This window comes from Flavobacterium sp. AK-345 (genome assembly GCF_058310175.1).
Genome location: NZ_JBZEER010000005.1, coordinates 300,189 through 313,608, shown reverse-complemented (window position 1 = coordinate 313,608; position 13,420 = coordinate 300,189). Strand labels below are relative to the sequence as shown.

12 protein-coding genes are annotated in these 13,420 nt (G+C 32.8%); 5 read left to right on the top strand and 7 right to left on the bottom strand.

Annotation, left to right across the window (positions count from 1 at the left end; all coding sequences use genetic code 11):
* From AC4FQ3_RS12020 to AC4FQ3_RS12005, 4 genes are all read right to left on the bottom strand, one after another.
* Entirely contained in the window at positions 1–2,235 is a 2,235-nt protein-coding gene (locus AC4FQ3_RS12020) for a cation:proton antiporter domain-containing protein (protein ID WP_302097265.1), read from the bottom strand.
* A gap of 228 nt (positions 2,236–2,463) precedes the next feature.
* Positions 2,464–3,810, bottom strand: coding sequence for an adenylosuccinate lyase (gene purB, locus AC4FQ3_RS12015; protein WP_463460049.1), 1,347 nt, complete (start codon positions 3,808–3,810; stop codon positions 2,464–2,466).
* Between the two features lie 90 nt (positions 3,811–3,900).
* Positions 3,901–4,488, bottom strand: coding sequence for a sterol desaturase family protein (locus tag AC4FQ3_RS12010; RefSeq protein ID WP_491182006.1), 588 nt, complete (start codon positions 4,486–4,488; stop codon positions 3,901–3,903).
* 101 nt (positions 4,489–4,589) lie between these two features.
* Entirely contained in the window at positions 4,590–5,291 is a 702-nt protein-coding gene (locus tag AC4FQ3_RS12005; RefSeq protein ID WP_491182005.1) for an SIR2 family NAD-dependent protein deacylase, read from the bottom strand.
* A gap of 62 nt (positions 5,292–5,353) precedes the next feature.
* On the opposite strand from AC4FQ3_RS12005, the gene cysC reads away from it, so the two are divergent.
* The 5 genes from cysC to AC4FQ3_RS11980 all read left to right on the top strand — a co-directional run bounded on the left by cysC (position 5,354) and on the right by AC4FQ3_RS11980 (position 8,755).
* Positions 5,354–5,947, top strand: a complete 594-nt coding sequence (gene cysC / locus AC4FQ3_RS12000) for an adenylyl-sulfate kinase (protein ID WP_491182004.1) — start codon at positions 5,354–5,356, stop codon at positions 5,945–5,947.
* Positions 5,948–5,963: 16 nt separating this feature from the next.
* Positions 5,964–6,647, top strand: coding sequence for an aspartyl/asparaginyl beta-hydroxylase domain-containing protein (locus AC4FQ3_RS11995; RefSeq protein WP_491182003.1), 684 nt, complete (start codon positions 5,964–5,966; stop codon positions 6,645–6,647).
* Between the two features lie 8 nt (positions 6,648–6,655).
* Positions 6,656–7,615 (top strand): sulfotransferase family protein, encoded by a 960-nt coding sequence (locus AC4FQ3_RS11990; protein WP_491182002.1) that lies wholly within the window; start codon positions 6,656–6,658, stop codon positions 7,613–7,615.
* 136 nt (positions 7,616–7,751) lie between these two features.
* Positions 7,752–8,033, top strand: coding sequence for a hypothetical protein (locus AC4FQ3_RS11985; protein ID WP_491182001.1), 282 nt, complete (start codon positions 7,752–7,754; stop codon positions 8,031–8,033).
* 59 nt (positions 8,034–8,092) lie between these two features.
* Positions 8,093–8,755 (top strand): TrmH family RNA methyltransferase, encoded by a 663-nt coding sequence (locus AC4FQ3_RS11980; RefSeq protein WP_491182000.1) that lies wholly within the window; start codon positions 8,093–8,095, stop codon positions 8,753–8,755.
* 97 nt (positions 8,756–8,852) lie between these two features.
* On the opposite strand, the gene AC4FQ3_RS11975 is transcribed toward AC4FQ3_RS11980, so the two are convergent.
* From AC4FQ3_RS11975 to AC4FQ3_RS11965, 3 genes are all read right to left on the bottom strand, one after another.
* Positions 8,853–10,460, bottom strand: coding sequence for a PepSY domain-containing protein (locus AC4FQ3_RS11975; RefSeq protein ID WP_491181999.1), 1,608 nt, complete (start codon positions 10,458–10,460; stop codon positions 8,853–8,855).
* Positions 10,461–10,571: 111 nt separating this feature from the next.
* Positions 10,572–12,731: a TonB-dependent receptor gene (locus AC4FQ3_RS11970; protein WP_491181998.1), complete on the bottom strand. Its 2,160-nt coding sequence runs from the start codon at positions 12,729–12,731 to the stop codon at positions 10,572–10,574.
* Between the two features lie 97 nt (positions 12,732–12,828).
* The gene (locus AC4FQ3_RS11965) at positions 12,829–13,206 is read right to left on the bottom strand and encodes a hypothetical protein (RefSeq protein ID WP_491181997.1); all 378 of its coding nucleotides are present in this window, start codon (positions 13,204–13,206) and stop codon (positions 12,829–12,831) included.
* Positions 13,207–13,420: the final 214 nt, after the last annotated feature.

Sequence of the window (13,420 nt, the reverse complement as noted above, 5' to 3'; positions counted from 1 at the left end):
CTATTTCTTAATTAACTCTTTCATTTTTTTTCTATCACCTACAACCCAGATAATATCATTTTTTTCGAGAATTAAATGCGATTCAGGGTTTAGGATTCTGTTTCCGTTTCTTTCAATTCCTACGACCATTCCATTAGTTTTAGTTCTAAATTGTCCAATGCTTTTTTGGATAAAATCTTCATCAGCAACTTCTAATTGACGTAAAACAATTTGAGATTCTTCTACCGTTTGAGCGTCGTCGATTTCATTTTGGTTGAGGTATTTTGTAAATTCAGTAACCTGTGCATCTGTACCAATTACACAAATTTCGTCTCCCGGAAATATTCTTTCATTTTTAGTCGGAATAGAAATAGTGACATCCCCTCTTTTTATGTAGGCTATATTAATTCCCATTTGCTCGCGAATTCTTAATTCCTCTAATGTTTTTCCGGCCAGATTAGATTCTCTTCCAATATCAAAAAATGACATGTGACCATCCCAGGGCATTAGATTAGCATAACGTCTGTCGATTTTTTTGTTCTCGCGATCGTTTAAATTCTTTAAAAAGTGACTTTCAATTTTATGATATTGTTCATTTAGTTTTTTCGGGAATAATTGATAAGCTGCAATGGCAATAATCAAAGCCACAAATGCCACTAAAGGAGAAAAGAAAATGTTTAATAGGAAACCAATAAAAAACAAACCAAGGCTCATTCTAATTAAAATCAACATTAATAAGGCACCTCGGTATTTACGTTCTTCCCATAATAATTCGACTTCTTCTACAGCCACACGTCGCAATGAAAGCGCCCATAAAAAAGGTGCAATTATAACTAATGTAATAAGAGCTGCCAGAGTATTTCCAAATCTTGTATCGGCAACCAGAGGCGCTACAAATTTAGACGATAATAAAATTATGGCAGCAATAATAATGGTGTGTATTATGATTTGAATAATATAAGCATTCATTACTTTTTGCCAAGTGCTAACAGCCTTTATGGCTTGGGCATTAACACTATAACGGTTGATGTTTTTGACCCATTTTTTAGGTAATTTTCGTTCCAGAAATTCAGAAAAAGGCACTGCATATTTTACCATAAATGGCGTGGTAAATGTTGTTATAGCAGAAACTGCTACAACAACCGGATATAAGAAAGAACTTGTAACGTTTAGCGTCATTCCGAGTGTTGCAATAATAAACGAAAACTCACCAATTTGCGATAAACTCATTCCGGTTTGTACGGATTGTTTTAGAGGCTGTCCGGCAAGTAAAGCTCCTATTGTTGAACTTACAGATTGGCCAACTATAATTACAACCGTTAATATGGCGACAGGAGCAGCGTGTTCGTATAACATTTTTGGATCAATTAACATTCCAACTGATACAAAAAATATCGCACCAAATAAATCTTTTACAGGTTTTATCAAATGTTCAATATGTTCAGCCTGTGTGGTTTCGGCAATAATAGAACCCATTATAAAAGCACCCAATGCAGGAGAAAAACCAACATTTGCTGCAAAACTTACCATCATTAAACACAATGCCAATGAAATAATAAGCAGCATTTCATCTGTCAATAAATGTTTTGTTTTTTTAAGAAGTGTTGGAATAAAAAAGATTCCGCCTACAAACCAAACCGTCAAAAAGAATATTAGTTTTAAAACAGACATCATTAATTCACCTCCTGAAAATTGCTGACTTACCGCAATAGTCGAAAGTAAAACCATCATCAAAATGGCTACAATATCCTGAACAATAAGAGACCCAATTACAATTCCGGCAAATTTTTGTGCTTTTACACCCAATTCATCAAATGTTTTCAGAATAATTGTTGTCGAAGAAATTGATAAAATTACCCCCAGGAAAATGCTATCCATTGATGACCAGCCCATCCATTGCCCAACCAAATAACCTACGAGGACCATAGTTACTATTTGGGTAATAGCTGTAATAGATGCGGTTCCACCAACTTTCATTAGTTTCTTAAAACTAAATTCGAGTCCTAAACTAAATAGCAAAATGATTACTCCAATTTCTGCCCAGACTTCCACACTTTTCATTTCGGTTATAGACGGAAAAAAATCAAAATGATTTCCGGCCAAAAATCCTGCGATTAGGTAACCCAGAACTAACGGTTGTTTCATTTTTTTAAAAAGAAGCACGGCTATTCCGGCAGTAATCAGGATTAATCCCAAATCACTAATTAAAGGTCTTAAGTGGTGTGTAGTTTCCGCAGCGGCGTTTAAGGCAATCATACAAGGTATTTTTTTGTTCAGGAGCTAGTTCAGGGTTTCCATTTCAAGCTTTTACTCAAAAAAATATAGTTTTTACAAAAAAACTTTCATTCTCAGATAAATTCACTGAACTACAAAAATAAAAGCTAAGTGAACAAGTTTGGACTAGTTCCCGATAGGGTTTATATATAAATAAAAAAGCTATCTCGATAAAGATAGCTTTTTTTGGTAAATTATTTTAGGTTTTCTTTAAATTCCTGTGAAATTACTAGGTGTTATCTGCATTAATTCTTCCTTAATTGCATCAGAAACCTCTAAAGTAGCAATAAAATTATGAATTGCTTTTTTGTCAATAGCTTCATTGGTTCTCGTTAAACCTTTCAGCGCTTCGTATGGATTTGGATACGCTTCACGACGTAAAATAGTCTGAATTGCTTCTGCCACAACTGCCCAGTTTTTCTCCAGATCTTCAGCAAATTTCCCTTCGTTTAAAAGTAATTTATTTAAACCTTTAAGAGATGCTTCAAAAGCAATAATGGTGTGTCCCATAGGAACGCCTATATTACGTAAAACAGTACTGTCTGTTAAATCACGCTGTAATCTTGAAATTGGTAATTTAGCTGCTAAATGTTCAAAAATAGCATTTGCAATTCCTAAATTTCCTTCAGAGTTTTCAAAATCAATTGGGTTTACTTTATGTGGCATTGCAGATGATCCAATTTCGCCTGCTTTGATTTTTTGTTTAAAATAATCCATTGAAACATACGTCCAGATATCACGGTCTAAATCGATAATGATATTGTTGATTCTTTTTAAAGCATCAAAAAATGCAGCAAAATGATCGTAATGTTCTATTTGTGTTGTTGGAAATGAATGGTGTAAACCAAGTTCATCCTGAACAAATTTACTACCAAATTGTTTCCAGTCAATTTGCGGGTAAGCAACATGATGTGCATTGTAGTTTCCTGTTGCACCACCAAATTTAGCTGCAAACGGAATATTAAACAACAAACGCATTTGCTCTTCTAAACGCTCTACAAAAACCAAAAGTTCTTTACCCAAACGAGTAGGGGAGGCCGGTTGTCCGTGTGTACGAGCTAACATCGGAATGTCCTTCCATTCTACGCTTAATTCTTTTAATTTAGAAATTAAAGCAATTAACGACGGCATATAAACTTGCTCAAAAGCTTCTTTTGTAGAAAGCGGAATTGCTGTATTGTTAATATCCTGAGAAGTTAATCCGAAGTGAATGAACTCTTTATATTGAGATAAGCCTAATTTTTCAAAAGCATCTTTAATGAAATATTCTACTGCTTTCACATCATGGTTGGTAACTTTTTCAGTTTCCTTAATCCAAAGTGCATCTTCAGTAGAGAATTTTTTGTAGATGTCTCTTAAACTGTCAAATAAACTTGGATTTACACCAGAAAGCTGTGGTAATGGTACTTCGCACAAGGCAATAAAGTATTCAATTTCAACCAATACACGGTATTTGATTAAAGCTTCTTCTGAGAAAAAAGGTGCTAATGAAAGGGTTTTGCTTCTATATCTTCCGTCAATTGGCGATATAGCATTCAATTCGTTTAAAGTAGTCATTGTTATGTTGTTTGTTCGAAAGTTGCAAATATAAGGTATTGTTAAAACTTCTGAAAATTACCGAAGCGTTATTATATATGAACTTTAAAATTAAATGATTGTTTTGAAAATTTTATCCCAAATTGTAAAATAGAAACCAAAATTATGAGCTTCATTTTTATGATGATTAGAATGAAATTTGGTTGTCGATATCCATTTTGTGATGTTACTATTGCACCAAAATTCAGGAAAAATATCTGTTTTTAAATGACCAAATATACCATAAGCCAAATTTAAAATCAGGTAAATAATAATACTGAGATAATTGAAATCGAGTATTGTAATCGAAAACAACCAAATACATCCAAAACCCAAAGTTTCTATAGGATGAAGTACATACAGGCTGTAAACACTGGTTTCGACATGTGTGTGATGAAGCTTATGAATAGGGCTGAACCATTTTAAATAATGTGCCAGAAAATGAAAGCAAAACATAAAAAAGTCCATTAAAACAATCAATATAAAAGTGTCGAATAATATGGAGAAAAGAGATGGCGAAAAATCTATTTTGATAATTTTATATTGATACAATTCAAATCCTAAAAGGGTTATTACTGTGTTGCAAAACAAAGTTGCAATAATCCATTTGCGGTCTTTTTTGTTTAATATGGTGTTATCGTATTCTATGATTTTTGCCAAAATGACTGACAGATAAATCAGCGTTAGATTTTCAATCAAAAAGAAAACAAATAAGCTCCCTAAATTGTACTCCGATAAATAGTGTAACCAACTTTGAAATATCATATTTTCTTTTCTATTTCAAATAATTTTTCTCTTAAAACTGCAACACCTTCAGATGCCGGTTTCGCAATAACTTCTACTTTGTTTTGAATATTCGGAATCGAGATTGGTTTTGGGTCAATATAAAAAACCGGCGTAGTGCTATACGTATATGAAATTAATCCTGCGGCAGGATAAACTTGTAATGAAGTCCCAATAACGGCAAAATAATCTGCGGTTTCTGTAATTGCGATCGCTTCTTCGAGTGCAGGAACTTCTTCGCCGAACCAAACAATATGCGGACGTAATTGATGTCCGTTTTCGTCAAAATCGCCTGTATATAAATCGTCTGTCCAATCGAGAATTAAATCACGATTTTTTGTACTTCTTACTTTTAGTAATTCTCCATGCAAATGCAACACTTTTGTGCTTCCGGCGCGCTCGTGCAAATCATCTACATTTTGCGTAATAATATGAACATCAAAATCCTGTTCTAATTCGGCTAAAATTTGATGCCCTAAATTCGGCTGAACTTCTTTAAGCTGCTGACGTCTTTTATTATAAAAATCCAATACCAATTCCTGATTTTTATGCCAGCCTTCCGGCGTTGCCACTTCCATAACATCATGACCTTCCCACAAACCATCGCTGTCACGAAAAGTTTTTATTCCGCTTTCGGCACTAATTCCTGCTCCGGTTAAAACAACAAGTTTCTTTTTCATTTTATTTAATTAAAAGATAAAAATAATGATTTAGCCAAACAATAAAAGGGTATTTATACTTATTGTTTCATTCTTACAAATTATTTAGTTTTAAGGTTAAAAAAAATCAAAGAAAATTCGCCATGATTTTAATACAATTTACAGGATTATCAGGTTCAGGAAAAACGACATTGGCTCAAAATGTTCGTGGCTTGTTAATTGAAAATGGTTATAAAGCCGAAATTGTTGACGGTGATGTTTACAGAGAAACGATTTGCAAAGATTTAGGATTTTCTAAAGATGACAGATGCGAAAATGTCAGACGCCTTTTTAATGTAGGACAAAATTTTATTAAAACAGATACGATTGTTTTGATGTCAGTAATAAATCCATACGAAAACCTGAGAAATGAATTGAGAATGCATGAATTTGTCAGAACTGTATTTTTGGATTGTTCTATAAATAATTTAATCGAAAGAGATCCGAAAGGGTTGTATAAAAAAGCTTTATTGCCAGATCATGACAGTAATAAGATAAACAACTTTACAGGAATAAGCGATGTTTTTGAAATCCCTTCAAGTGCCGATTTAATATTAAAAACCGATTTTGAAACGGTGCCTTTTTCGACAAATAAACTCTATAATTTTATAATTGATAATATATCTGGTTTGGCCTAATCTAATTTAAAATCATATGAATCCTTCTTCTAGTAAACTTCCGATTTCTTTTTCTATTGATAAATTACAAAAAGAACTCGCTATATGCGAAAATGATTTATGGACGCCCCATTTTAATACCAATCGTTATGAAGGAAATTGGACAAGCGTCTCATTAAGATCGCAATCTGGTTTGGTCAATGATATTACATCTTTTGCAAATACAGAACATAAAAACACCAATCTGCTGGATCGCTGTGATTATTTTAAAGAAATTATGGATTGGTTTCAATGCGAAAAAGAAGCCGTAAGATTGTTGAGATTAGGACCAGGAAGCGAAATAAAAGAACATGTAGACAATGATACTTCTTATGAAGATGGTTTTTTTAGAATTCACATTCCAATTATAACAAATGAGGAAGTGTTTTTTTATGTGGATAAAAAACGGGTTCCGATGAAAATGGGGGAGTGCTGGTATGCCAATTTTCAGCTTCCGCATAGCGTCGAAAATAAAAGTACAGAACCGCGCATTCATCTTACACTTGATTGTATCAGAAACGATTGGTCTGATAAATTATTTGCAGAAATGGGTTTTGATCTCCATTTCTCTCCAGAAACTACTTCATATTCTGATGGAGTAAAACAGCAAATTATTGATGAACTTTCCCGAAATTCATCAGAAGTTAACGCTAAAATTATTGCTGATTTATTAGCAGAATAAAATATAGAATGGAAAATATAAATCACCCTCTTTTAAATTGGATTCCTTATAAGCTGGTAGAAAAAGACAACGAAATTTATTTTGAATGGATTTATCTGGCTGATATAAAATATGCAGAACCTTTTTTTGATGAAACAATTGCAAAATGCCTAAGTCATGCTTATAATTCAAAGCCATTTAAAGTAATTACAACTGTAGAAAATCTCCTGGATTGGTCTGCTGCATTACTTTCTGTCGAACTAAAATCGCTTGTATTTCACGTATCACGATGTGGTTCTACAATGTTGAGTCAGTCTTTGGCAACTTCTTCTGAAAATATCATGATCTCAGAAGCGCCCATTATCGATGAAATTTTAAGAAGTGATAAATTTGATCGGAGAAAAAAAGCTTCTCTTTTAAAAGCTGTAATAACATTATTAGGTCAGAGAAGATTTCCGGAACAAAAGAATTTAATTATAAAACTGGATGCATGGCATATTTTTAATGCTGATTTTTTAAGATCAATTTTTCCTGAAATACCTTTTGCATTGCTTTACAGAAATCCGACAGAGGTTTTAAAATCGCATCAAAAATTGACAGGAATGCACATGGTTCCGAATTTATTGTCTTTTCAGGTTTTTGGAATTTCCGAAGAAGAAATGAACGAAATTAGTTTTCATCAATATGGAGCTTTGGTTTTAGAGAAATATTTTCAGGGATTTCTCGACTTTTCCCAAACAGATCAAAATGTAATTAAACTGAATTATAATGAAGGAATGAAAAATGTCGTTGAGAAATTTACCTCCTTTATTAATGTTGATTATGCTAATAATGAACTTGATAAAATGTATGAAAGATTAGAGAAGCATTCAAAAAATGAAAACACTGTTTTTAAAGGTGATTCTTTTAAGGAAGAAGAATTACAAGTTGATTTTACAGAAGTTAATCTTTTGCATGAAAAGCTCAATAATAGTTTTATTGAATTATAATATATTTTTCCGTCACTTTTTATAGTATTTTTATTCCATGAAAAAGTTGATTGTATTACTAGTCTTTTTTTTGAATACCGTTTTATTTGCCCAATCAAAAATTAATAGAATTCATTCCTTTAGTTATAATGGGAATATGGAAAAATTTGAATTTTTTAAAAGTGATAATTATACTGTAGATTATCATAAGTACTTAAATTTTCCTGTTGAGTTTTCTATTTACAATCCTAAACCTGGTTTTACTCCAACGAAAATTGAGGCGCAGAGATATTATTCATTTACCAATACTAATAGACTTCTAAAAAGAGAATTGAGTAATATAAAACCTGAGCCTATTTATCCGGAACAAGAAAAAAATAAAACAGTGAGAGATGTTATTTTTGAAGGTATAATAGATGGGATTTTTAGTAAAAAATAGAAATAAAGCAATTCAAATACTTCTTTTAAAATGTATTTTTGCTTTAAATAAGATTTAAAATGATTGATTTAGATTACCTCGCTTTTCTTGAAAATATATTAACAGACAATCGTAAGGAAAAATTCTTAAAAGTACTTGGAGACCGCACCAAACATTTTACAATTGTTGTAGAAGATGTTTTTCAAATGCATAACACAAGTGCCGTTATGCGTAGCTGTGAGGTTTTTGGAATTCAGGAACTCAATGTGATCGAGCAGCGTTACGGAAAAAAAATCGACAAGGAAATTGCAATGGGTGCTCAAAAATGGGTTGACATCAATCAGTTTGATTCGGTAACCAATTGTATTTCAACTTTAAAAAATCAGGGTTATCAAATTATAGCGACAACTCCGCATGAAAATGACTGTTTACTGGAGGATTTCGATATTACAAAACCAAGTGCTTTGTTTTTTGGAACAGAAAGAGATGGTTTATCAGAAGAAATTTTAGAAAAAGCAGATGGTTTTCTTAAAATCCCGATGGTTGGTTTTACAGAAAGTTTGAATATTTCTGTTTCAGCCGCAATCATTATTCAAAACCTGACAAACAGATTGCGTAATTCAGATATCGATTGGCAATTATCAGAAAATGAAATTCTGGAAAAACGTTTGGCTTGGGCTAAAAATTCGATTAAAGATATTAAGCGAATAGAAGCGCGTTATTTTGAAGAAAATCCGAGGTAGTTTGGTTTTCCTGCAAGGTTTTTACAACCTTGTAGGTGTTTAATTTGGATTTTTTAAACCTACAAGGTTTGGAAAACCTTGCAGGTTGTTGATGTGTTTATCTCTTCAAAAACAAAATAAACCCAAGGATACTAACAATCAAAATGGTCAAAGCAGCCAGTACCATTGTCAGATCGCGAATGTTTTTTCCGGCCCAATCCATAAATAAAAACTTGTGGAGAATAGCAAACGAATAGCCTTCAACCATATCAGAACTTTCAATTTTAGCGGCCAGTCTTGAAGTGGCGGTTTCTATAAAATAAGTTGTTTTTTCGGGAGTATCATATGCCAATTTTACAACGGGTAATCTTTTGTTGACAAAACCATATTCCCGGCTTTCAAAATCAGTTAAAACTTTTGATTCTAATAATTTTGCATTTTCCAATGATGTTTCGGGTTCGTCTGAACTTTCTACCATTTCACAGCATGCTGCTTTTGGAGCGCCATCTGTAAAATAATAAGCCAGGAATTCAGCGTATTCCAAATCAATATTGGGCGTAATTTTATTTGTATCCGCATTAATATAAACTACTTCAGATTTTTTATCGCCTTTTTTGTTCCATTTTGAATTTGAATCTCCTTTTGGTTTTTTAAACTTTTCTTTTTCTAATAATTGACAGCGGAAATATGTTGTGTCGTTTAAAGTAATAATACTTGCGTTTTTAAAACGATTCCAATCTAAATTTAAAGCATTATTAGCAACAGAGATTTCTTTGGTTTTAAAAGTGGGCTCGTAAATCATTTGCGATAAAGTATACGGCGTCCATTTTGTTGTGGCATGATATGCGCCGCTAAAAGCAAATGTCAACGTAAAAAGAGAAACCCAAATTCCGATTTGGCGATGGTATTTTCTCAATCCTTTTTTTGGTGCTAAACTATCTGTCTTTTTGAATTGTTTCCATAATAAACCATAAATCAAAATCCCGCTCAAGGCAGAAAATCCAATGATGGATAATAAGAAAATCATTGTAATAATACGGATACTATTGTTTGTAATAGCATCTATAAACGACCAGTTATGAAAAGTGTCAAAAAACCAAATAAACCATTGTCTTGAAGTTGGATTATAAGTTGCCAGTTTACCCGAAGAAGTTTCTACATAAACCTCCATTGTATCAGGACGATCAAAAGTCATTTTGTAAACTGGTAAATAGCGGTTTACATATTTATATTGCGAAGTGAATTCGGTAACAACTTCACTTTTTGTTATGGCACTTTTTTGATCATCTAAAAAATATCTTGAGAGCCATTCTGCATATTTTTGATCTCCATTGTCTAGTTTTTCAGCTGTTGAGGTATCAAAATACCATAACTCACCAAAAATCGTTTTTACCTGATAATAAGTTGCATTGTTAAAAGAAACGATTCTGAAATTTTTGAATTGTGTTAGCTCGTTTTTCTGTAAAACTTCCTGAATTGAAAGTTGTAATTGATTTTTATCAATAATTTGTTGTTCCAGTTTGTCATGGGCAATTTCAGGTTTGAAAAAATGCGCCATAAACGGATGCATCAAACCAGATAATGTCCAGAAGATTACAGGAATAATTGTAATCAACCCAATTGTACGATGCCACTTATACATATGTTGTTTGATTTTCTTGACAATCTTAGTCCCGATAGTCTTCGGGATCTTTTTAGACTTTTTCTCTTTTATTTCTTTGCTCATATTTGAGTTGTTTTTATTTGTCTAATTATGTTTTTTTACCATTAAGAGATTAAGAAAATTAAGTTTTGCTTGATGAAATTTAATCCCTTAATGGTTCAATTTTTTTTAATATTACTTTTTTAATGAAAAATTGTACTGAATTCCAAACACAAAAGTTCTTGGCGCTGCAGCTGTATAGGTTGGTTGTGCATTTGTGGTATTTGCTCTTGAAACATTATAAGCATACAATTTATCGGTTAAGTTTAATACATTTCCGTAAACTTCTATTCCCTTCCATTGATAGCCAACTCTTGCATTAAACAAATTGTATCCGCCATATTTTATAGTGTTGATTTGATCCTGATAATAGCTTCCTACAAGTTGCCATTCTACAGAAGTTCTTAAATTCGGAAGCCAGTTTGGGTAGTAACTTAATTCTGAATTTCCAGACCATTTTGGTGCTGCCGGCATTTCTTTTCCGTTTAAATCCTGAACCGGATCAGTCGATTTGTCAGAAAGTTTAAAATCAATATAAGTATGTTGAGCATAAGTTCCGCCCAGGCGAAAGTTCAATTGTTTTGAAGGACGATAAGAGACTCCAAACTCAATTCCTTTATGACGTGTCTCCCCAGCCGAGCGATAATCAGTTGAATTATCAGCAAGTTTAATGTTTAACAGCTCGTTTTTTCCTTCCATATAATAGAAAGCATAATCAAAATTTAATTTATTTTGAAGGAAAGAAAACCATCCGCCAGCTTCATAATTGTTGAAAGTTGCCGGTTCCAGGTTATAATAGAAATCAGCAGGAACACCAGTTGTTCCGCCAGTTCCGGGTTTTGTTCTAAAAATAGAGGTAATTCCGGGAGGAGCAAAACCTTGCGAATAATTGCCATAAAAACCGGCAAATTCAAATGGATTATAATTTGCACCGGCTTTAAAAGTCATTTTGTCGTAAACTTTACTTCCTGTAGAATTATCCAATGCGTTATCATAATTCACTTTCATATTATCATAACGACCGCCAACAGTGATGACTAATTTTTCTATCGGATTAATACTTACTTGTGCATAACCAGCCGTGTTGAAGATATCGGCTGTGTAATCTGCTAATTTAGAATCAGGGTGTTCTGCAATAATTTCATAAGAATCTACAGTTTGCTTTCCTGTTTCTCCGGGATTTAAATTTGCTTTCAAATCAATTACATAAGACCAATAGGTAACAGGCGAATAATCGTATAAGGCTCCTGCAACAATTTTAGTATTTAAGAAATCAAATTTTTGAGTATGCTGCCCGATTGCTCCGTAACTTTTAAAATTATTAGAATTAACTTCTCCTTTTGCCGTTGTCGGATTTATAGTCGGACTCCATTTAATACCATATGAGGGATTTTGACCTAATTTATTGTCACGCAAATAGGCTGTAATGTAACTGCTTGAATTACTATTCCAATCGTGTTCTAATGTCAATCGTGTTCTTAAAGCATCAGATTTTCTATAAGTAAAATCGGTTGTGCTTTTATAAGTTCTGTTATTAAAAGCATCTTCGTTTACGCTTCCGCTCATGTCAGAATAATATTTTCCATACATAGTATTGCTGATTAATCGGGTAGAAGAAGAGATGTTATAATCGATTCTCGCATTCAGATTATCTTTGTTGTAATCAGAATACGTCATCCAGCCATTTTCTTGCAGACTTGAAATTCCGGCAATATGAAAACCAATTTTTCCAATTGTTGCACCACCGGCAGCCTGAAATCTATGGTAGCCATAATTATCAGCCTGAACTCCAAATTTAAATTCAGGATCAACGGGTGGTTTCAGCGAAATTAAATTGATGGTACCGCCAACTGCTTCAGGTCCGTATAATGAAGAAACCGGGCCTTTTACCACTTCAATACTTTGTAAGTTATATTGATTTATTTCTAATAATGCGTTATGATTAAAAATTCCCATTGGGCGAATTGGCAAACCATCTTCCAGATATAAATAATACGCATTTGTTGTCATTGGCTGACGAATCGACATCATGTGCTGTTCGTTTCCTAAATTGACCATTAAAACTCCGGGTGTTTTGTTTATGATCTCGTAAACAGCTGTTGCTTTGGTTTCGTTGATTGTTTTTGCCGTTATTTTACTAATGGCAACAGGTGTTTCTTTACGTAAAGTAGCGGTACGATTAGCCGTTATAAAAACGTTTTCAAGTTCCTGGGATTTTGTAGTGTCTTGTTTCACTTCGTTTTGTGCGAAGACACATTGCCCTATTAGTAATAGGGTAAAGTATATTTTTTTCATTTTAAATTATATAAATTTTAAAAGTAACATGTGTTTTTCCTGACTTTAAGACAAGAAAAAATCTTTTCAGGTTTGAACTGAAAAGTGTAGCTAAAATTTATATAAAATAGGATGGAGGATGAAAGGTAGCATTTGAAACCGAAATTGGTTTAGTATCGAATGAAGCAAAAAGTTTGGCTTGTGATTCGATTGGTGCTATTAATTTGAAATTATTTGTGGCTGTACTCTGGATATAAACAACTTCTGCTTTTTCTTTCAGGTTGTTTTGCATTCTTTTTTCGTTATCGGAATATTTTTTTAAACTTTTTTGAAGTTCGCATCGACCGTTACAGCTGTTAAAAACCATTTTTCGTTGTACACAGATGGTTTTTGAAATTTCTTCCTGGTTTAATTTGAATGATGTATAAACAAAAAAACTGCCAAAAGATGGCACTAAAAGCATGCAGGAAATAAATATGATGAAAATTCGCTTCAAAGCTTTTTTATTGTTTACGATTGCAAAAGTACTGTTTATTCAATTTAGAAAGAATTTATTTTTAAGTTTTCCTAAAAAAAAGTTTACAGTCTCTGTTTGCATTCACTGACTATAAGTACGATTGGGCTAAAAAGTAAAAATTATTTAAAAGGCAAAACCCGACAGGTTTTTAAAACCTGTCGGGTTTGATGTATAATTTAGATGTCAGTCTGTA